The following is a 19743-nucleotide window of genomic DNA, read 5'->3' as shown; positions in this document are numbered from 1 at the left end:
AAATCTGCTATAATAGAGAGAAATATTTTCATTACTTGACTAGAAAGAGAATTGACATGACGACAATTATTGATGGGAAGGCGCTCGCTACAAAATTACAGGGTGAGATTGCGAAGAAAACAGCACGATTAAAAGAAGAGACAGGCCTGGTACCTGGTCTTGTTGTGATCGTGGTAGGAGATAATCCAGCCAGTAAGATCTATGTAAGAAATAAAGAACGATCTGCTATTGCGGCAGGTTTTCGCAGTGAGGTGAGACGCCTTCCTGAAAGCATTCGCCAAGATGAATTATTAGAAGTGATTGAACAATACAATCAAGATCCTCTATGGCATGGGATTTTGGTGCAGTTGCCCCTTCCTAAGCATATCGATGCGGATGAAGTCCTTTTAGCCATAGATCCGACAAAGGATGTGGATGGCTTTCATCCATTGAATATGGGACGTTTATGGGCTGGCAATCCCCTCATGGTTCCTTCTACCCCAGCTGGGATCATGGAGATGTTCAAAGAGTACGGGATTGATCTGGAAGGGAAGCGAGCGGTCGTGATTGGTCGTTCCAATATTGTTGGGAAACCCATGGCGCAGTTGCTCCTCGCAAAAAATGCGACGGTGACCTTGACCCATTCCCGGACCCATCATCTGCCTAAAATTGCTAGAAGAGCGGATATCTTGGTTGTTGCGATCGGTCGTGCGAAATTTGTAACAGCAGACTTCGTGAAAGAAGGCGCAGTGGTCATTGACGTCGGGATGAATCGCGATGAAGATGGCAAATTATGTGGGGATGTCGATTTTGACTCTGTTGCACCCCTGGCTAGTCACATTACTCCGGTACCAGGAGGAGTTGGTCCTATGACCGTTACCATGTTGATGGAGCAAACCTACGAAGCAGCTGTTCGTACCTTAAAAAAATGAAAGTGTGAACGAGATGAAGTTTGTCTTTGATTTAGATGGAACCTTGTCATTCGATGGTCTTACCATCGATGATGAAATCAAACAGGTCTTATTGAGAGCAGAAGAATTTGGCCATGAAGTCGCTTTTGCTTCTGCGCGTTCTTATCGGGATTGTTTAGGCCTTTTAGGGGATCAACTGAGTCAGCAACTCGTGATTGGCTTAAATGGCGGGCTAGCTTATCGTCAGGGCCAACTGGTTTATGAGGATCAATTGGACAAGGATGTTTATCGAGAAGTCCTTGGTTTTTGTCGCCATTTCAATCTACCATTTTTTGTGGACGATACCTTTGATTATAGTGGTCAGATTTTGGAAAAGATTCCTTTTATTGCGAATGTGGATCCCCTCAAAAAAGCCCAGTATCGTTCGTTAGAGGACCTAACGGACCCGATTAAGGTTGTGATCTATATGGGTGGTCATGAAGAACTCGTGGATGAGATCATTGAACGGATCGAAAAGACAGATAAGGCCCATATTCGCTATCATGCGCATGAAAAATGCATCTATCTTAATCCTGCAGACACACATAAAGCGACGACGGTCGAAGAACTCTGTGGAGAAAATTTCGTGGCTTTTGGCAATGATCAAAACGATATTGAGCTCTTTGAAAAAGCTCTCTATGCGATTCAAATTGGCGATTTTCCATCCCTTCGTCCTTATGCGGATGATCAATTAGTGGCCAAACAAAATCAACCACAAGCTGTTGCTGCTAAGATCTTGCAAGTCTTCGCAGAATTCAGAGGAAAATAAAAGAAGGAGGGGGAGTTGTGGCTTCTCCTTTTTCGCTAGAAATGAGGAAAGTATGAAAACAGTTCAGAAAGATGAGATTCAGCGTGTCATTGTGCAGCGAGAGTCAAGATCTTATAAGGGTGATTTTGGCCGTCTGCTCTTGATTGGGGGGACTTATCCTTATGGTGGAGCCATTATTATGGCAGCCCTCGCTGCGGTTCACAGTGGAGCGGGGCTGGTCACTGTCGCAACAGATCCTGACAATCTGACGGCCCTTCATAGCCATCTTCCTGAATCCATGGGCTTTGATCTAGCGGATCATGAACTCCTTTGTGAGCAATTGCAAAAAGCTAGCGTGATTTTAGTAGGGCCGGGCTTAAAGGAATCTAATGAAAACCAAGGAGTCTTACAAATGATTTTTGAGCAGGTCTCTAGGCATCAGGTTCTGATTTTAGATGGAGGTGCTATTAGTCTTTTTGCAACTTCTCAATTTGACTTGCCAGAAGCTCAGTTGGTCTTTACCCCTCATCAAAAAGAATGGGAAAAACTATCGGGACTTGATCTAGCAAGCCAGACAGAAGAGAAGAGCCAAAGAGCTGTACAGAACTTTCGTGAAGGGACTGTCATAGTAGAAAAGGGGCCCCACACAAGAATTTGGACAAGTGGGCAAGATGTGGGCTATCAGCTAGATGTTGGTGGTCCTTACCAGGCAACAGGTGGCATGGGAGATACCTTGGCAGGGATGATCGCGGGGTTTGCAGGTCAATTTCCACAGGTCAGTCTCTATGAGCGCGTGGTGGTCGCGACCTACCTCCATTCAGCTATTGCTGAAGACTTGAGCAAGGAGGCTTATGTAGTTTTACCAACAACCATCAGCAAAGAAATTCCCAAATGGATGAAGAAGTGGAGTGACAATTTAAACGAAAATGTTGAAAATGAAACGTTTTCATGATAGTATGGATGAAAGGAGGTGAAAAAATGAATGAGCAAAAAAAATCGATTACCATGAAAGATGTTGCAGCAGAAGCTGGAGTTAGTGTTGGGACAGTCTCTCGTGTCATCAATAATGAAAAAGGCATTAAAGAGGTGACCTTAAAAAAAGTTCAACAGGCAATTGAAAAACTTTCTTATGTCCCAGATGAATATGCGAGAGGATTAAAAACAAATCGTAGTAATATTATTGCTTTACTCATTCCAACCATTTGGCATCCATTCTTTTCTGAGTTTGCTTATCATGTAGAAAAGGAATTATTGAAAAATCAATGTAAATTATTGATTTGTAATGCAGATAAAGATGCTCAAAACGAGATAGAGTACATAAAATTACTTGAAAAAAATAAGGTAGATGGGATTATAGGGATCACCTATTCAGATATTGATAAGTATGTCTCATCAAATTTACCTTTTGTCAGTATTGACCGTCATTTTTCTGAAAATGTCTATTGCGTAACTTCTGAAAATTTTCATGGTGGTCAACTAGCTTGTCGCGAATTAGTCAAACGCGATTGTCAAAATCTAGCTTACATTAGTGGTGTGAACAAACATTTGAATGAAACAACGGAACGGGGGAGAGGCTTCAAAGCGGAGGCTAAACAGAAAAATACGAACCTTTATTGTCTTGAAATGCCGGAACCACTGAATCAAGCAGAAGAGCAAATAAGAACCTTTTTTGAAAAGCATCCTCAGATTGATGGGATTTTCACAGTAAATGATTTTATGGCTCTTCGTGTGATAAAAGTTTTAGGGGAGATGGGAAAAACTCCTGTAGAAGATTATCAGATTATTGGTTTTGATGGATTAAGACCAGCTTTTGATCAACCTTACTTACTTTCTACGATTGTTCAACAAATTGCTCAGATGGCTCAAGCAGCAGTTGAACTATTGCTTAAATTAATTCGTGAAGAAAAAATAGATCAGAATGTAGTTAGTTTACCGGTACATTTTTTTGAAGGAAACACAACAAAAAAATTATAAAAAGTGCTTGACAAATTATGAAAGCGCTGTTATAATTTACTCATAAAATGAAACGTTTCAAAAAACTCAACTATTTTAGTTTGGGTTAAAAAACAAATAAAAAATGAAACGTTTCAAAAAAGGAGGACGCTATGCGTAAAGGTATTAAGTTATCTGTAGTTGCAGCACTATCATTAGGATTGCTTGCAGGATGTGGTGGGGGATCAAAATCCAAAACTGCAAGTTCTTCGGACGAAATAAAAGTCTGGGTTCAATTCTCAGATGAAACAGCTGAGGGAAAAGCTTGGCAACAAGTTGTTGATAATTTCAACAAGTCAAAGAAAACCAAATACAAGGTTGTGACAGAATATATTCCACGTAGTGGTAGCGGTGGAGGATATGAAGATAAAGTCAACGCTGCTGTTACGACAAATAGTTTACCAGATGTTATTACGCTAGATGGACCAAATACTGCTGCCTATGCAAAATCAAAAGTGATTGCTCCCTTGGATGATTATCTAAAGGACAATGACATGGATGATGTACTGGACAGTATTAAACAACAGGGAACTTATGATGGTAAATTCTATGCATTTGGTTTTTCTGAATCAAATGTAGGTGTATACTATAACAAGAAGATGTTTAAGGAAGCTGGGATTGATGAAGCGAGTTTGCCAACCCTTGAAAAGCCATGGACCTGGTCTGAGTTTAATGCCATTGCTAAGAAATTAAAAGATCATTTTAATAAACCAGCAATCGATTTCCGTTTGAATTCAAATGATGAGATGTTACCATATGCTTATATGCCTCTTATTTGGTCAAATGGTGGTTCTGTTGTAAATTCTAAAGGAACAAAAGCTGAAGGTTACTTCAATAGTAAGGAAAGTGTTGAAGCTGTTCAATTTATTCAAAATCTAGTAAAAGAGGATTACACTACAGTTAGTCCTGTTGAAAAAGGATTTGAAACAGGTGAGTATCCGATGGTTCTAAGCGGGTCTTGGACGATTGGGGATCTACAAACAAATTACAAAGATATTGATTTTGGTATTCTTCCTTATCCAGTTTCAGATAAAACGAAGAAATTGGTCTCACCTTCAGGTAGTTGGCAATTAGCTGTTACAACAAAATCTGATAAAAAAGAAGCTGCTGCTGAATTTGTTAAGTTTGCAACAAATACAGAATCTAGTGAAATTATAAGCTTGGGGAACAGTGTTCTTCCAATCAGAAAATCAACAATTAAAAATATTAAGGATAAAGTATCTGAACCATTGCGCTTCTTGATGGAACAAAATGCTGTATCAGCCCATCCTCGTCCTGTTGTAGTAGCTTATCCACAAGTTTCACGCGCTTTCCAACAAGCGATGCAAGATATCAGCTATTATAAAGATAATCCAGATGTACAAAAAGTATTAGATGCTCGTACGAAAGAAATGCAAACAGCAATCGACCAATCTTTAAATAAATAGTTGATATTCAAAAGGTGGAAGGAAAGTTATGAAATGTACCTTCCACCTTATTTTATTTAATGATTTCATCTTAGGAGACGAACAATGAGCGAAACAAAGAAAGTCGAAACAAAAAAGAAAGAACGTCTTAAAGAAAATATTATGGGCTATAGCTTTTTAGCTCCAGCCTTAGTATTACTTTTTATCTTTTTGGTGATACCTGTTGGTATGGTCATCTATTATGCCTTTACAGATTATTACCTATTGACCCCAGAGGACAGAAAATTTGTAGGGCTACAAAATTTCATGCGCTTAGCACAAGATCCGATCTTTATAAAAAGCTTCTTGAATACCTTGAAATTTGTTGTTTGGATTATTCCAGTACAACTTGGGGCAGCCCTTGGTATGGCTTTAATCGTAAATAAGAAACGTAAAGGAAACATGTTCTTTAAGGTAGCATTCTTTGCTCCTGTTGTGATGTCTCTCGTGGTTATCTCTATCCTTTGGCTATACTTGTTAAATCCAAATAATGGTTTGCTCAATGCCCTACTGAATAAAATTGGTATCTCATCCCAACCATTTTTGACAAGTCCAAAGCAGGCCATGTATGCGATTGTCTTTGTTTCTGCATGGCAAGGAGCAGGATATCAAATGTTGTTGTTCCTTGGAGGAATGCAAAATATTCCACAAGATATCTATGAAGCTGCTGAGTTAGATGGATTTTCAAAATGGGCTCAATTCAGATACATCACAATGCCTTTATTGAAACCAACGGCCTTGTTTGTTCTATTGACAACGTTGATTTCAGCCTTTAAATTGATTGTGCAACCAATGGTCATGACTCAAGGTGGACCACTAAACTCAACAATTACAATGGTATATTATATTTACCAACAAGGTTTCACAGACCGTCTCGTTGGTTATTCAAGTTCTATTGCCTTAGTATTTACAACATTGATTGGTATGATCAGTCTTGTACAACGGCGAGTTTTGAAGGAGGACGATTAGGATGAAACGTTTAAAACCGACTTCTATTTTAGAATATATTTTATTAATTCTATTAGCAGGCCTCTTTCTATTTCCTATGATCTGGATGGTGGTTTCAGCTATGAAACCAGAAGCAGATGTGTACAAGAATTTAACAAGTTGGAAAGCATTCTTACCTAGTTTAAATCCAGCTGATTGGTTTAAACCATACCAAGAAGTTCTTTCACGTTTTAGTATTCTAACATACCTGGGGAACAGTATTTTTTATGCAGGAACATTTGCACTTGGCTCTATTATTGTTAATGCCTTAGCGGGATTTGCATTTGCAAAAATAAATTTTACAGGTAAAAAAATTCTGTTTGGCTTTTTATTGGCCTTGTTAATCATTCCGATGGAAACAGTGTTGATTCCTCAATTTACAATTATTAATTCACTTGGCTTAGTCAATAATCGTTTAGCGGTTATTATCCCTGGATTAGCTAGTGTCTTTAATATTTATCTTTTCCGAAACTTCTTTATTGCCATTCCAGAAGAAATTATCGAATCTGCAAAAATAGATGGCGCAAGTATCTTACGGATCTTTTTCAAGATTATGTTGCCGATGTCGAAACCGGCAGTTGCAACAGTAGGTGTTCTTTCCTTTATTTCTAGTTGGAATGATTATATCTGGCCATTGATGGTGTTAACCGATTCTTCAAAATTTTCAATGCAGGTTGCGATTACAACCATTAATACAACTCAACCAGTTTATATTAATCAAGTGATGGCTGTTTTGACAATTTCTACAATTCCACTTATTCTAGTATATATCGTAGCACAAAAATATATTATTCAAGGTTTAGGTGGGTCTGGAACAGGTATTAAGTAGGTGATCAGTATGAAGGAAGCTATTCGAAAAGCGAATCAGTATATCGATGAAAACAGGGAGAAGGTTGACCAGCAATATAGAGGAACCTTTCACTTACTACCTCCAATTGGCTGGATGAACGATCCTAATGGCTTTGTTTATTTCCGTGGGGAATACCATTTGTTTTACCAATTCTATCCCTATGATAGTGTTTGGGGACCTATGCATTGGGGGCATGCTAAGTCAAAAGATCTCCTCCATTGGGAAGAATTACCAGTAGCTTTAGCACCAAGTGAAAACTATGATAAGGATGGTTGTTTCTCAGGAAGTGCTATTGTGAAAGAGGACAAGCTCTATTTGCTATATACGGGTCATATAGATGATGAGGAGAAGCGAGAAGAAACCCAGTGTCTTGCAGTTTCAACGGATGGAGTTACTTTCGCAAAATTGCCAGCCAACCCAGTGATTCATGTGCAGCATATTGAGGGTATCGCAGATATTGCTGATTTTCGTGATCCCAAAGTCTTTGAATACCAAGGAATCTATTATACTGTAGTTGCTTCCAAAACAGTAGATGATCGAGGGCAAATTCTCTTGTTTGCGTCAAGTAATCTAGTAGATTGGAGCTTTAAATCAGTCTTACTGGAAGGTGAAAAAGGGCAAGGTATCATGTGGGAATGTCCGGATTTCTTTCCCTTAGATGGTAAATGGGTCTTGATTCTGTCTCCCATTGAAATGGAAAGACAGCAAGAAAAATACTGGAATTTAAATTCGACTGTTGCCTTTATCGGTGACATGAATTGGGAAACGGGTCAGTTTGTTGTCGATTCCTATGATGAAATTGATGGTGGCTTGGATTTCTATGCTCCTCAAACTTGTCAAGGACCAAATGGCGAACGATACATGGTTGCTTGGATGCAAATGTGGCAACGTTCCATCCCTAGTCATGACTTAGGTCATGGTTGGGCAGGAAGCATGACGGTTCCTAGAAAATTAGGCTTGAAAGACGGAAGATTGGTTCAGGAGCTACCTGAGTCTGTGAAAAGTCACTTTCTTGTAGAGAATGCACCAGAAACCACTGTTAAGGGCAATCAGATCATGATCCCGGCTAGAGGGAAACAAACCTTATTTGAGATAGATTCCAAATCAGGTCGCTCCTTTATCCTAAAATATGGGGATGAATCCGATGTTGATAGTGCCTTGCAATTGATTTACGATGCCTCAAATAAACGATTTAGCTTGAGTCGAGACCGATTTGGACACCTCATTTCTGGAAAAGAAAGCCCAGAATTTCAATCAAGATGGATTCAGTTGGATGCTGAAAAGGATCACCATTTCTCGATTCTTCGCGATACCAATTCAATCGAAGTATTCGTGGATGGCAAAACTCTCTCGATGACCTTTTATGAAACGACTGAGAATCCCGTCTATACCCTTACGGCAGATGAAGGGGTCGAATTGGTTGTGAAAACCTATCAAAAATAGGGACACAAAAACCTCCTAAAGAAGAAAAAGACAAGTCGCATTACTTGTCTTTTTGTTGTATCCTAAATAGGATTTGTGTTCATCGAAGAAAATTTGGGAATTGGCCTCATGACGGATCTAACTCTCTTTCTGGAATATCCAAATCTTGTCAAAATTCCGCTGGTTGAAGAGGAAAAAACAGTCTTCTATATTAGTTATGCCTATCCAAGTGAAGGGGAACCCCAAGCACTTCTTAGCTCCTTTATTGAACGATTAGAGAAGTGTGAAAAATAAGGAAGCTGGTTTAAAATAGACCAGTAGAAAGTGACTTGAATAAAATGAGGCTTGGAGAGAAAGGAAATTCATGATTTCGCTTTGTCTGCCAGCCTTTTTTGGTGTTTTTTGGTATAATTAAACTTGATCATATTCTGCAGAAAGGAGTTCCTATGTCCAACTATTTATCGGTATCCAGTCTGACCAAATACCTCAAATTAAAATTTGATAAGGACCCCTATCTGGAGCGGGTCTATTTGACGGGGCAGGTTTCGAATTTTCGGAAGCGTCCCAATCACCAGTATTTCTCTCTAAAGGATGAAAAGGCTGTGATTCAGGCGACTGTCTGGGCTGGGATCTATAAGAGTTTTGGTTTTGAGCTAGAAGAAGGCATGAAGATCAATGTTATTGGTCGGATTCAGCTCTATGAGCCAAGTGGGAGTTATTCCATTGTCATCGAAAAGGCGGAGCCAGATGGAGTAGGGGCCTTGGCTATCCAATTTGAGCAGCTCAAGAAAAAGTTGACCGAAGAAGGGCTCTTTCAGGATCGGTGGAAGCAAGCTCTGCCGCAATTTCCAAGAAAGATCGGGGTCATAACCAGTCAAAGTGGCGCCGTGATTCGCGATATTATCACAACGGTGAGCCGTCGTTTTCCTGGTGTGGACATCGTGCTCTACCCGACCAAGGTCCAGGGAGAAGGCGCTGCAAGTGAGGTGGTTGCTAATATCCAGAAGGCCAATGCTCGGACGGACCTAGATGTCTTGATCATCGGTCGTGGGGGTGGTTCGATTGAAGACCTCTGGGCCTTTAATGAAGAGCCGGTTGTGCGGGCTATTTTTGAGTCTAGAATTCCCATTATTTCCAGTGTGGGACATGAAACAGACACGACTCTAGCCGATTTTGTAGCAGACCGACGAGCCGCTACTCCAACAGCAGCAGCTGAATTAGCCACTCCAGTAACCAAATTAGATCTCTTGTCCCATTTACAAAAGCAGGAAAATCGCATGGCAACAGCCATGTCCAATCGCTTGGTCTATAATCGTGAACGTTTGGCCAAATTAAGCCAATCGGTTATTTTTAGACAGCCTGAAAGACTCTATGATGGCTACCTGCAAAAGATTGACCAGTTGCAATTGCGCTTGAAACAAGGGATGCGCGAAGCTTATGGACAAGGGGACAATCAGCTGCAAGGTCTGCGTCATCGTCTAGAGGCTATGTCTCCATTGCATCGTATCGAGCGTTATCAAGACCGTGTTCTCCAAGATAAGAGATTTTTAACCAGCCGAATGGAACAAGTCCTAAAAGAGCAAAAGGTCAAGGTGCAAGGTTTATCAGAAGCCCTCTTGATGCTGGATACCAGTCGGATTATTGCGCGTGGTTATGCCATGGTCAAGCAAGACGATCAGGTCTTGGATTCGGTTGCAAAAGTAAAAGAAGGAGACCCGCTATCCCTCATCATGAGAGATGGCCAGTTAGAAGTAGAGGTAAAACATGTCGAAAGAAAAGAAATTTGAAGAAAATTTAGCAGATTTGGAAGCCATCGTCCAAAAATTGGAGAGTGGTGATGTGGCTCTTGAAGAAGCTATTACAGAATTCCAAAAAGGAATGAAGTTGTCAAAAGAATTGCAAGATACCTTGGATCAAGCAGAGAAAACCTTGGTTAAGGTCATGCAAGCAGATGGTACTGAAGCGGATCTAGCATGAGACAAGAAGAAAAACGAAATAGAGTAGAGCAAGCGGTTCGCTCTTTTTATGAGGAAAAATCCATCGCACCCCATTTAGTGGAGTCGGTCCTTTATTCCATCCAGGCAGGTGGAAAACGCCTACGCCCATTGCTCCTTCTAGAATTGTTAGAAGCCTTCGGACAGGAATTGACGGAGGCTCACTTTCAAGTAGCAGGGGCTTTGGAGATGATCCACACAGGAAGCCTCATTCACGATGATCTACCGGCTATGGACAATGACGATTACCGTCGGGGGCAATTGACCAACCACAAGAAATTTGGAGAAGACCTGGCAATTTTAGCAGGGGATGCGCTTTTTCTCGATCCCTTTGGAATGATAGCTGCCAGTGCCCTTCCTGATGCGGTCAAGGTCTCTTTGATCCTTGAATTGTCAGATGCATCCGGAAGTCGTGGAATGGTAGCTGGCCAAGTCCTTGATATGGAAGGGGAGCACAAACAGCTCACGCTAGCAGAATTGCAGACCATCCATGCCAATAAGACAGGACGCCTCCTTGCCTATCCTTTCATCGCAGCAGGTTTGATGTTAGAGTTGCAAGCAGACATTGGTCAGCTCTTAGAAAAAATCGGGAAAAAATTAGGCCTGGCTTTTCAAGTGCGGGATGATATTTTGGATTTGGTCGCTGATTTTGAAGCGCTGGGCAAGACTCCTCAAAAGGACTTAGTAGCAGAAAAATCGACTTATCCAGCCCTCTTGGGATTAGAAGAATCAAAAGCTTTGCTTACAAGCCAATTAGACGTTTGCGAGGACTTGTTGGATCAGATTACAGCTGCTTGCGACTTTGATCCGCAAGCAATCAAGAAATTAATAGAAGGATTACGAATAGATGGCTAAGGAAAGAGTGGATGTATTAGCCTATAAACAAGGCCTATTTGATACCCGCGAACAAGCCAAAAGAGGGGTGATGGCAGGCCTTGTCGTTGCCGTTATCAATGGTGAGCGCTTTGATAAACCAGGTGAAAAAATTGATGAAGCGACCGAGTTGAAATTAAAGGGTGAAAAGCTCAAGTATGTCAGCCGCGGCGGACTCAAATTAGAAAAAGCCTTGAACCAATTTGGCTTAACTGTAGAGGATAAAATTGCGATTGATATTGGAGCTTCTACAGGTGGCTTTACAGATGTCATGCTGCAAAATGGAGCCAGCCAGGTCTTTTCGGTGGATGTCGGGACCAATCAGTTGGCCTGGAAATTGCGCAATGATCCTCGGGTAGTCTCGATGGAACAGTTCAACTTCCGCTATGCCCAACCAGATGATTTTGAAGCGACACCGAGCTTTGCGAGTATCGATGTCAGCTTTATTTCCTTGGACTTGATTCTGCCAGCCCTTCATCGGATTTTGGCAGAAAATGGACAAGTGGTTGCGCTAGTTAAACCCCAGTTTGAAGCAGGACGCGAGCAGATCGGAAAAAATGGGATCATTAAGGAGCCTAAGATTCATTTAGCGGTCCTTGAAAAGGTCGCTACATTTGCAGGAACGCATGGCTTTTCTGTAATGGGAGTGGATTATTCCCCTATCCAAGGAGGCCATGGCAACATCGAATTTTTGATGTATCTAGAAAAAAAAGAAGAGAAAATAAAGCCAACGACAGAGCAGCTGGAGGCTGTTGTGGAGCTGGCACATAAGGAATTTAAATATGAAGAGTAAGAATATCAGATTAGAAAAAATTCGTCGCTTTATTCGCGATCATGAAGTGGGGACCCAAGAAGAGATCGTCGAACATTTGAAAGAAGAAGGCATCTCAGCAACCCAAGCGACGGTATCACGGGATATCAAAGAATTGGGCATCGTAAAACGCCCTCTGAAAGACATGACCTATGTCTATGAATTGCCACGTAAGCACCACCAAGGAATTGGGATGATTGAAAGCAATATCTTGTCTCATCGTCGCATGGGAGAATATGTCAATTTCACCATGGTTCCAGGGACAGCGCCTTTAGTCAAACGTCGTTTGCGGGAGATTTATAAAGATCATATCTTTAGTATTGTCGCAGATGATGATACGATCTTGCTGATTGCTTATTCCGCACCAGAAGCAGAGAATATCCTCAAATCAATCTTTGGGTGGTAAGAGCCTATGCTATTAGAAATTTCGATTAAGAACTTTGCCATTATCGAAGAGATTTCCTTAAATTTTGAAAAGGGGATGACGGTACTGACAGGGGAAACAGGTGCAGGGAAATCCATCATTATCGATGCCATGAATATGATGCTGGGAAGCCGTGCAACGACGGATGTCATTCGACACGGAGCCCCAAAAGCGGAAATCGAAGGTCTCTTTGCTGTTGAGAGCAATCGCCACTTGACAGCGCTCTTTGAAGAGCAAGGACTAGAGTGGACTGATGAATTGATCATCCGCCGAGAGATCCTGCAAAATGGACGAAGTGTCAGCCGGATCAATGGCCAAATGGTGAATTTATCGGTCTTAAAAGCAGTCGGCCAACATTTGGTGGACATCCATGGCCAGCACGATCAGGAAGAACTCATGCGATCCCAATTGCATATCACTATGCTAGATGAATTTGGAGACGCAGCCTTTTTCCAAACGAAAGCCGCTTATCGCCAGACCTTTGAAGATTACAAACGTCTGCGCAAACAAGTGGTGGAACTCCAGCGTAACCAGCAGGAAAACAAGGCCCGTATTGAGATGTTGGAGTTTCAAATTGCGGAGATTGAGGCAGCTGCCTTGGAAGTGGAGGAGGATGTGCGTCTGGAGCAAGAGCGCCAACGCCTGCTCAATCACAAGATGATCGCAGATACCCTAACCAATGCCTATACCATGCTGGATGCAGAAGAGTTTTCGAGTCTAGCCAATGTTCGCTCAGCCATGAATGATTTGGAAAGTATCGAAGAATATGATCCCAGCTACAAAGAGCTCTCAGGCCAGCTGGCAGAAACCTTCTATGCCCTTGAGGATATTACCAAGCGCTTAGAAGATGTGGTCGATGGTCTGGAGTTTGATGGCAATCGCCTCATGCAGGTAGAGTCACGTTTGGATTTGATTCATTCCATCACGCGCAAGTATGGTGGCCAAGTCAAGGATGTCTTGGAATACCTGGCGCAAATTACTAAAGAATATAGCCTCCTCACTGGAAGTGACCTCTCATCTGAGGAATTAGAAAAAGAACTCAAACGTTTGGAAAAGAGTTTGGTATCCTTGGCTCAAGATTTGAGTGATCAGCGGCATGCCTTGGCCCAAGCTTTGGAAAATGAGATCCAACAAGAATTGGCAGACCTCTACATGGACAAGGCGCGTTTCCAAGTGCGCTTTAGCAAGGCTAAGTTTAATCGTGAGGGAAATGAAGCTGTCGAATTTTACATTTCGACCAACCCAGGTGAGGACTTTAAACCGCTGGTCAAGGTAGCATCTGGTGGAGAATTGTCACGCTTGATGTTGGCCATTAAGTCGGCTTTTTCTCGAAAAGAAGGAAAAACCAGTATCGTCTTTGACGAGGTGGACACAGGAGTTTCTGGGCGCGTGGCCCAAGCTATCGCAGCGAAAATTCATAAGATTGGTCAAAATGGCCAAGTGCTCGCCATTTCTCACCTGCCTCAAGTCATCGCTGCAGCAGATTATCAATTCTATATTGAAAAGATCAGTGATGAACATTCAACTGTATCCACTGTACGTTTGCTCAATAGAGAGGAACGAATCGAAGAAATTGCCAAGATGCTGGCAGGAGAGGATCTAACGGAAGCTGCCCGTCAACAAGCAGAGCAACTTCTCAAGCGTTAAGAGAGAAAGAAGGTTTATAACCATGTCAACATACTTTGTAGTCGGAGATATTCACGGGAAAGCAGAGATGCTAGAAGAGCTCATGACAGAGTGGGACGGAAAAGCCCAATTAGTCTTCTTAGGAGATTTGATCGACCGGGGAGAAGATGGGAAACGATCCGTCGAGCTGGTGAAAGACTACGTAGATCATCATGGGGCAATTTGTCTTTCTGGCAACCATGAGTACATGTTTTTAGCTTGGTTGGACAATCCAGAAGAGCGTTATGATCATTACCGAAGAAATGGTGGCGATACGACCATTAATTCTCTATTGGGACGACCGCTCGATGCTCCTGTAGATGGGATTGCGGATGCGCAAACAGTAGAGAGCACCGTCCCTGACTTGGTGGCCTTCATCCGCAGTTTGCCCTTTGATTATGAGACAGAAACCTATTACTTTGTCCACGCCGGGGTGGACTTAACCCTTGAAAATTGGCGGGAAACCAGTGATTACCAAAAGGTCTGGATCCGAAAACCATTCCATGAAGCGGAGAATCAGACAGGCAAATGGATCGTCTTTGGTCATACACCGGTCTATGGACTGCTCAATGAGCCAGTCGGTACCGAAAATCTTTGGATTTCAGATCAAAAAATGGGTGTCGATGGGGGCGCTGTTTATGGAGGTGTTCTCCATGGGTTGCTCTTGGATGATCAAGGAATTGTCCAAGACCATGTCCTTCACAATACAGGTTTTTCTGCTGCAGATGATTAAGGGAGCCGAACTAGTTATCTTTCACTGCAAAACCTCGTGTTTTTTGATATAATGAAAGCAGAACATTCTAGGAAGAGTATAGGAATATATGGCAAATATTAAAATAGTTACAGACTCATCTATTACAATTGAGCCTGAAGTGGTTGAAGAATATGGCATTACGATTGTGCCGCTTTCTGTGATGGTAGATGGAGTCCTTTATTCAGACAGTGAGTTGGGCCAAGGGGATTTCCTGCGCTTAATGCAGTCTAGCAAAAATCTACCCAAGACCAGCCAACCTCCTGTTGGTGTCTTTGCAGAGATTTATGAAAACTTAGCTGCAGATGGAGCCCACATTGTTTCAATTCACATGTCTCATGCCTTGTCAGGAACAGTAGAGGCAGCTCGTCAAGGGGCCACCTTATCAGGGGCAGATGTGACCGTGATTGATAGTGGCTTTACAGACCAAGCCATGAAGTTCCAAGTCGTTGAAGCAGCCAAGTTGGCCAAAGAAGGAGCTGATTTAGACACTGTCTTGGCTCGCATCGAAGAAGTCAAAGAAAAGACAGAGTTGTATATCGGCGTATCTACCTTGGAAAATCTAGTTAAAGGTGGTCGGATTGGCCGTGTTACCGGACTTTTGAGCTCTCTTCTCAATATTCGTGTCGTGATGGAAATGAAGGATCATCAGTTAGAACCAATCGTCAAAGGGCGCGGTAACAAGACCTTTAAGAAGTGGTTGGATGAATTGACTGAGAAATTATCTCGTAGCAAGGTCGCTGAAATCGGGATTTCTTATGCAGGAACAGCAGAATGGGCCAATGAAATGAAGGCTCAGTTGCAATCACTCGTTGAAACAGCCATCCCTGTTCTTGAAACAGGATCCATTATTCAAACCCATACGGGTGAGAATGCATTTGCAGTTTTGGTGCGTTACGAATAGGCCTAATAAAAGTTTGAAAAAACAGGTTTAGTACTTGACCTAAAGGCTTTTTTTAGATATTATAGTACTGTTAAGGCATGAAGCCTAAAAAAATTTGGAGGATTTGTTAAATGGCTAACAAACAAGATTTGATCGCAAAAGTGGCAGAAGCTACAGAATTGACTAAAAAAGACTCAGCAGCAGCAGTTGACGCTGTATTTGCAGCTGTTTCAGAATACCTTTCAAAAGGTGAAAAAGTTCAATTGATCGGTTTCGGTAACTTTGAAGTTCGTGAACGTGCAGCTCGTAAAGGTCGCAACCCACAAACTGGTAAAGAAATCAAAATCGCAGCTTCTAAAGTTCCAGCATTCAAAGCTGGTAAAGCTCTTAAAGAAGCAGTTAAATAATTGTGATTTACAAAAGTTCCTTCTAGCTTGCTAGAAGGGACTTTTTGTTTTGTAGTAGTTTCTAGACAGGGCCTATAAATAGGAGTATAATAGAAAAAAGTGAGAAATGGAGGGTGGACCATGAGATGGATTTTTGGAATTTTTGTTCTGCTCATGATAAAGCCAATTCTTTATCTGTTTAAAGGCCTCTGGTTTCTGGTGGAACTCTTCTTTATGTTCCTCTTTGTCAAAGTCCTACTAGGAACCATGAGATGGATCCTTAATTGGGGAAGTTAAGAATAGAAAACAAAAGAGAGTGGGACAGAAATCGGTCATTCGTTGGAATTCGATTTCGTCGTCCCACCTCCGCACAGTTGAGTAGGGCTGTAAAAGCTGATGAAATCAGCGTAGTAGAGCCCACTCAACCACTGCGTCTTGCTCGACAATCCAAAAACAATTGAGAGGCTAGGACTTTTGTCCCAGCCTCTTTTCTTATTTACAAACATTCTAATTAGGCAAATTTTGGCATTCATGATATAATAGTCTAAAAGAAAAGATAGAAAGGGGAAAGACCATGCTAGCTTGTTTAACACTTGATGCTATTCAACAACAAGAAGTGGAAGATGTATTGCAACACTTGCGTGAAAAATCTGTACGGATTACAGAGACGCGTCGGGCTGTCCTTTCCTATCTTGTCAAAAGCCAGGAACATCCGAGTGCGGATGCCATCTACCAAGATTTAAGACCGGCCTTTCCCAATATGAGTCTGGCAACGGTTTATAATAATCTCAAGGTCCTCATTGAAGAAGGTTTTGTCTCTGAAATAAAAGTGCGCAATGACACCACGACCTACTTTGATTTTATGGGACATGATCATCTGAATTTGATTTGTGAACGATGTGGAAAGATTGATGATGTTGACATCGAAGTTCCAGATGTGAGAGCAGAAGCGAGAGAAAAGAGTGGTTACGTCATTACCAAGTGCCAAACCACTGTCTATGGTCTTTGTCCAGAATGCCAGAAGAAACAGTAGAAAAAATAAAAAAGGAGCCGTCAGGCTCTTTTTTTAATCCATGGGAATCTACCTGTATTTTATATCGAGAGAAAAATAGGGAAAATCATGATATAATATACTTTCACGATCAAACAAAAGGAGAGCGAGATGAAAAAATTGGAGAATTTTTCTTGGAAAATGTGGCAGGTCTATACCTTAGCAGCAGTGACCATTTTTATGATTGGTGCTATATGGTCTTTCTTTTTCTTGAAAACAGCCCCTCATATAGTTGGATAGGGTAACAATGTTTGTGAGATAAGGACTTATAGAAAGATTTAAAAAATGAAAATAAAGAGTGAAAAACTAAAAAGTTTACTGGTCATTGTTGTTTTTTTTATCCTTTTATGTATTTGTTTCTATAAAAATTTAGAATCAAATATCAAGGAAATCTACAAGAATAATCATTATACAGGAGAGGTTCGGATCACGAGTCTTTCGCTTACAAGTGAAACAAAACTAGTGATTAATGCTAATTATACCTATTCTGAAATGGTTAATGGGGAGGTCATCTCTATTCCATTGAAGAAACAAATGATGTTTGAACAAATCATTTTGCCATATTCTCCGCCTGTAGCTAAAGAGGGACGTTTTGGATTACTTGGTGATTCAATGGTAATGTATAGTGAGCCTCCTAGCACGTATGTACCGATTCTTGAAAAAGCCCTAGAAATCCATCCTGAAAGAAAAAGGTTGGAACAGGAATTAAAGAAAAAAATAGATCAAAATTCTATTTTAAGAGGATCGAAGGTAGCATTAAAACTTGGTATTTCAAGTAAAATAAAGTATATTGGCGGGATACATTGGCTGGAAGATTACGAGAAACAATCGGCGAAGAAGGGACGGACTGTTCTTGGAGGATGGTATGGTTTTCCGATAAAAGAAGCTTTAGATCACGATGTCCTATATGTTCAAGTGACATTACCCAAAGGTGTGAAAAGGGATCATATCCGGTTTAAGGATGCATTAGAAGCGATTGTACAAACATCGAGTTTGCCAAATGGTCTCTATGTCTTAGGAACTGTGACAGATTCGAATTTCGATGAGGTTGAGATTGAAGACAGAGTGGTTAAGGAAAGGAATTAAAGATGTCAGAAAGAAAACAAGAAAGTAATCTTAGTTTAGTCTGGGAGCTTGTATTATATATTATTCTAATTTTTTCAATTGTTGGACTTCCATTTTTGAATGGTCTTTATTATTCGTATTCTGATGCTTCACAGGTTTTTCTCTTTCGGCAAAGCAACTCAGTATTTTGGGGTCAAGAATTTAAAGGTTTGGTGAATTCTTACTTTATTATTTCTCTCATACTATTAATTCTTTTACCTGTTATAGCCTATTTTATTCATGATTCTTTTGAGAAAAAAGGGTATCCATTTTTGGCTAGCCTGCAATCGTTTTTGATTTACCTATCTTGTAGTGTGATTTTAATATATGCTGCATTTTCATTAACGATTCAAAAAGCTTATTATAACTTGGGAACTGGCTACTATTTTTGTCTGCTTATTTATATGGTTCATATGTATAGTGATTTAAAAGATATCAGAAACATGATTGAACAACGAAATTCCTTGAGGGAAGAGAATCAATTAGAAAATAAAGTTGTTTCAGAGAAAAAATAAACATTCCTCATTTTCAAACCAGAGCCGTCAGGCTCTTTTTTGTGAGAAATTGCACTTTTCTATGGTCGCCACTAGATTTTTTACTGAAAATCTAGTAGAATAAAATAGATAAACGGGGGGAAACCTCGGAGAATAAAAAGGAGATCCATCTAATGGTAAAATTGGTTTTTGCTCGCCACGGTGAGTCTGAATGGAACAAAGCTAACCTTTTCACTGGTTGGGCTGATGTTGATTTGTCTGAAAAAGGTACACAACAAGCGATCGACGCTGGTAAATTGATCAAAGAAGCTGGTATCGAATTTGACCAAGCTTACACTTCAGTATTGAAACGTGCGATCAAAACAACTAACTTGGCTCTTGAAGCTTCTGACCAATTGTGGGTTCCAGTTGAAAAATCATGGCGCTTGAACGAACGTCACTACGGTGGTTTGACTGGTAAAAACAAAGCTGAAGCTGCTGAACAATTTGGTGATGAGCAAGTTCATATCTGGCGTCGTTCATATGATGTATTGCCTCCAAACATGGATCGCGATGATGAGCACTCAGCACACACTGACCGTCGTTACGCTTCACTTGACGACTCAGTAATTCCAGATGCTGAAAACTTGAAAGTGACGTTGGAACGTGCCCTTCCATTCTGGGAAGATAAAATCGCTCCAGCGCTTAAAGATGGTAAAAATGTATTCGTAGGAGCACACGGTAACTCAATCCGTGCTCTTGTAAAACACATCAAACAATTGTCAGACGACGAAATCATGGACGTGGAAATCCCTAACTTCCCACCATTGGTATTCGAATTTGACGAAAAATTGAACGTAGTTTCTGAATACTATCTTGGAAAGTAAGATAGCGGGATTCGTTATCAATCATAAAAAGCTGACTTCGGTCAGCTTTTTTTGTTCATCGCAGACCT

The 19743-nt window shown here is 41.0% G+C and carries 23 protein-coding genes; all 23 read left to right on the top strand.

The window, feature by feature from the left end; all coding sequences use genetic code 11:
- Positions 1–56 precede the first annotated feature (56 nt).
- The 23 genes from QM968_RS03680 to QM968_RS03570 all read left to right on the top strand — a co-directional run bounded on the left by QM968_RS03680 (position 57) and on the right by QM968_RS03570 (position 19675).
- Positions 57–911 (top strand): bifunctional methylenetetrahydrofolate dehydrogenase/methenyltetrahydrofolate cyclohydrolase, encoded by an 855-nt coding sequence (locus tag QM968_RS03680; protein ID WP_227197634.1) that lies wholly within the window; start codon positions 57–59, stop codon positions 909–911.
- A gap of 13 nt (positions 912–924) precedes the next feature.
- Complete coding sequence (locus QM968_RS03675; protein WP_227197633.1) at positions 925–1698, top strand: HAD-IIB family hydrolase; 774 nt, start codon at positions 925–927, stop codon at positions 1696–1698.
- Between the two features lie 52 nt (positions 1699–1750).
- A complete protein-coding gene (locus tag QM968_RS03670; RefSeq protein ID WP_009732410.1) occupies positions 1751–2629 on the top strand; it encodes an NAD(P)H-hydrate dehydratase in 879 nt (292 codons plus the stop codon).
- Positions 2630–2655: 26 nt separating this feature from the next.
- The gene (locus tag QM968_RS03665; RefSeq protein WP_414382338.1) at positions 2656–3651 is read left to right on the top strand and encodes a LacI family DNA-binding transcriptional regulator; all 996 of its coding nucleotides are present in this window, start codon (positions 2656–2658) and stop codon (positions 3649–3651) included.
- Between the two features lie 131 nt (positions 3652–3782).
- The gene (locus QM968_RS03660; protein ID WP_009732412.1) at positions 3783–5096 is read left to right on the top strand and encodes an ABC transporter substrate-binding protein; all 1314 of its coding nucleotides are present in this window, start codon (positions 3783–3785) and stop codon (positions 5094–5096) included.
- An 84-nt stretch (positions 5097–5180) separates the two neighbouring features.
- Positions 5181–6083 carry a carbohydrate ABC transporter permease gene (locus QM968_RS03655; protein WP_009732413.1) on the top strand — a complete coding sequence of 301 codons (903 nt, stop codon included), beginning with the start codon at positions 5181–5183 and terminating at the stop codon, positions 6081–6083.
- A 1-nt stretch (position 6084) separates the two neighbouring features.
- Positions 6085–6930, top strand: coding sequence for a carbohydrate ABC transporter permease (locus tag QM968_RS03650; RefSeq protein ID WP_414382335.1), 846 nt, complete (start codon positions 6085–6087; stop codon positions 6928–6930).
- A gap of 9 nt (positions 6931–6939) precedes the next feature.
- On the top strand, positions 6940–8394 hold the full coding sequence (locus tag QM968_RS03645; protein WP_414382333.1) for a glycoside hydrolase family 32 protein: 1455 nt from the start codon (positions 6940–6942) through the stop codon (positions 8392–8394).
- Between the two features lie 75 nt (positions 8395–8469).
- Positions 8470–8667 carry a hypothetical protein gene (locus QM968_RS03640; protein WP_414382330.1) on the top strand — a complete coding sequence of 66 codons (198 nt, stop codon included), beginning with the start codon at positions 8470–8472 and terminating at the stop codon, positions 8665–8667.
- A gap of 152 nt (positions 8668–8819) precedes the next feature.
- Positions 8820–10160 (top strand): exodeoxyribonuclease VII large subunit, encoded by a 1341-nt coding sequence (gene xseA / locus QM968_RS03635; protein WP_414382327.1) that lies wholly within the window; start codon positions 8820–8822, stop codon positions 10158–10160.
- Positions 10138–10350 carry an exodeoxyribonuclease VII small subunit gene (locus QM968_RS03630; RefSeq protein WP_003006013.1) on the top strand — a complete coding sequence of 71 codons (213 nt, stop codon included), beginning with the start codon at positions 10138–10140 and terminating at the stop codon, positions 10348–10350. Before xseA ends, QM968_RS03630 begins: the two co-directional genes overlap by 23 nt.
- Positions 10347–11222, top strand: a complete 876-nt coding sequence (locus tag QM968_RS03625; protein WP_414382325.1) for a polyprenyl synthetase family protein — start codon at positions 10347–10349, stop codon at positions 11220–11222. Before QM968_RS03630 ends, QM968_RS03625 begins: the two co-directional genes overlap by 4 nt.
- Positions 11215–12033: a TlyA family RNA methyltransferase gene (locus QM968_RS03620; RefSeq protein WP_414382322.1), complete on the top strand. Its 819-nt coding sequence runs from the start codon at positions 11215–11217 to the stop codon at positions 12031–12033. Before QM968_RS03625 ends, QM968_RS03620 begins: the two co-directional genes overlap by 8 nt.
- A complete protein-coding gene (locus tag QM968_RS03615; protein WP_003012247.1) occupies positions 12023–12457 on the top strand; it encodes an arginine repressor in 435 nt (144 codons plus the stop codon). The genes QM968_RS03620 and QM968_RS03615 overlap by 11 nt, the downstream gene beginning before the upstream one ends.
- 6 nt (positions 12458–12463) lie before the next feature.
- The gene (recN, locus tag QM968_RS03610) at positions 12464–14122 is read left to right on the top strand and encodes a DNA repair protein RecN (protein WP_414382319.1); all 1659 of its coding nucleotides are present in this window, start codon (positions 12464–12466) and stop codon (positions 14120–14122) included.
- A gap of 22 nt (positions 14123–14144) precedes the next feature.
- Positions 14145–14873, top strand: coding sequence for a metallophosphoesterase (locus QM968_RS03605; protein ID WP_414382316.1), 729 nt, complete (start codon positions 14145–14147; stop codon positions 14871–14873).
- Positions 14874–14961: 88 nt separating this feature from the next.
- The gene (locus QM968_RS03600) at positions 14962–15795 is read left to right on the top strand and encodes a DegV family protein (RefSeq protein WP_414382313.1); all 834 of its coding nucleotides are present in this window, start codon (positions 14962–14964) and stop codon (positions 15793–15795) included.
- A 110-nt stretch (positions 15796–15905) separates the two neighbouring features.
- Positions 15906–16181, top strand: a complete 276-nt coding sequence (locus QM968_RS03595) for an HU family DNA-binding protein (RefSeq protein WP_003006038.1) — start codon at positions 15906–15908, stop codon at positions 16179–16181.
- A gap of 553 nt (positions 16182–16734) precedes the next feature.
- Positions 16735–17193: a Fur family transcriptional regulator gene (locus QM968_RS03590; RefSeq protein WP_414325081.1), complete on the top strand. Its 459-nt coding sequence runs from the start codon at positions 16735–16737 to the stop codon at positions 17191–17193.
- Between the two features lie 129 nt (positions 17194–17322).
- Positions 17323–17451 carry a hypothetical protein gene (locus QM968_RS03585; protein WP_277754531.1) on the top strand — a complete coding sequence of 43 codons (129 nt, stop codon included), beginning with the start codon at positions 17323–17325 and terminating at the stop codon, positions 17449–17451.
- A 45-nt stretch (positions 17452–17496) separates the two neighbouring features.
- The gene (locus QM968_RS03580) at positions 17497–18297 is read left to right on the top strand and encodes a hypothetical protein (RefSeq protein WP_414325082.1); all 801 of its coding nucleotides are present in this window, start codon (positions 17497–17499) and stop codon (positions 18295–18297) included.
- 2 nt (positions 18298–18299) lie between these two features.
- Positions 18300–18830 carry a hypothetical protein gene (locus QM968_RS03575; RefSeq protein ID WP_414382311.1) on the top strand — a complete coding sequence of 177 codons (531 nt, stop codon included), beginning with the start codon at positions 18300–18302 and terminating at the stop codon, positions 18828–18830.
- 152 nt (positions 18831–18982) lie between these two features.
- Complete coding sequence (locus tag QM968_RS03570) at positions 18983–19675, top strand: phosphoglycerate mutase (RefSeq protein WP_042768625.1); 693 nt, start codon at positions 18983–18985, stop codon at positions 19673–19675.
- The last annotated feature ends 68 nt before the right edge of the window (positions 19676–19743 follow it).

This window comes from Streptococcus sp. OMI870, from assembly GCF_047460295.1.
Lineage (GTDB): Bacteria > Bacillota > Bacilli > Lactobacillales > Streptococcaceae > Streptococcus.
Note: the sequence above shows the minus strand (reverse complement) of the source record. Positions and strands in the feature narration are given on the sequence as shown.

Coding starts and splice junctions, on each gene's coding strand:
- QM968_RS03630 (WP_003006013.1), top strand. CDS start 10,138: ATGTCGAAAGAAAAGAAATTTGAAGAAAATTTAGCAGATTTGGAAGCC.
- QM968_RS03675 (WP_227197633.1), top strand. CDS start 925: ATGAAGTTTGTCTTTGATTTAGATGGAACCTTGTCATTCGATGGTCTT.
- QM968_RS03590 (WP_414325081.1), top strand. CDS start 16,735: ATGCTAGCTTGTTTAACACTTGATGCTATTCAACAACAAGAAGTGGAA.
- QM968_RS03680 (WP_227197634.1), top strand. CDS start 57: ATGACGACAATTATTGATGGGAAGGCGCTCGCTACAAAATTACAGGGT.
- QM968_RS03655 (WP_009732413.1), top strand. CDS start 5,181: ATGAGCGAAACAAAGAAAGTCGAAACAAAAAAGAAAGAACGTCTTAAA.
- QM968_RS03575 (WP_414382311.1), top strand. CDS start 18,300: ATGTCAGAAAGAAAACAAGAAAGTAATCTTAGTTTAGTCTGGGAGCTT.
- QM968_RS03585 (WP_277754531.1), top strand. CDS start 17,323: ATGAAAAAATTGGAGAATTTTTCTTGGAAAATGTGGCAGGTCTATACC.
- QM968_RS03660 (WP_009732412.1), top strand. CDS start 3,783: ATGCGTAAAGGTATTAAGTTATCTGTAGTTGCAGCACTATCATTAGGA.
- QM968_RS03665 (WP_414382338.1), top strand. CDS start 2,656: ATGAATGAGCAAAAAAAATCGATTACCATGAAAGATGTTGCAGCAGAA.
- xseA (WP_414382327.1), top strand. CDS start 8,820: ATGTCCAACTATTTATCGGTATCCAGTCTGACCAAATACCTCAAATTA.
- QM968_RS03605 (WP_414382316.1), top strand. CDS start 14,145: ATGTCAACATACTTTGTAGTCGGAGATATTCACGGGAAAGCAGAGATG.
- recN (WP_414382319.1), top strand. CDS start 12,464: ATGCTATTAGAAATTTCGATTAAGAACTTTGCCATTATCGAAGAGATT.
- QM968_RS03620 (WP_414382322.1), top strand. CDS start 11,215: ATGGCTAAGGAAAGAGTGGATGTATTAGCCTATAAACAAGGCCTATTT.
- QM968_RS03625 (WP_414382325.1), top strand. CDS start 10,347: ATGAGACAAGAAGAAAAACGAAATAGAGTAGAGCAAGCGGTTCGCTCT.
- QM968_RS03600 (WP_414382313.1), top strand. CDS start 14,962: ATGGCAAATATTAAAATAGTTACAGACTCATCTATTACAATTGAGCCT.
- QM968_RS03595 (WP_003006038.1), top strand. CDS start 15,906: ATGGCTAACAAACAAGATTTGATCGCAAAAGTGGCAGAAGCTACAGAA.
- QM968_RS03645 (WP_414382333.1), top strand. CDS start 6,940: ATGAAGGAAGCTATTCGAAAAGCGAATCAGTATATCGATGAAAACAGG.
- QM968_RS03650 (WP_414382335.1), top strand. CDS start 6,085: ATGAAACGTTTAAAACCGACTTCTATTTTAGAATATATTTTATTAATT.
- QM968_RS03570 (WP_042768625.1), top strand. CDS start 18,983: ATGGTAAAATTGGTTTTTGCTCGCCACGGTGAGTCTGAATGGAACAAA.
- QM968_RS03615 (WP_003012247.1), top strand. CDS start 12,023: ATGAAGAGTAAGAATATCAGATTAGAAAAAATTCGTCGCTTTATTCGC.
- QM968_RS03670 (WP_009732410.1), top strand. CDS start 1,751: ATGAAAACAGTTCAGAAAGATGAGATTCAGCGTGTCATTGTGCAGCGA.
- QM968_RS03580 (WP_414325082.1), top strand. CDS start 17,497: ATGAAAATAAAGAGTGAAAAACTAAAAAGTTTACTGGTCATTGTTGTT.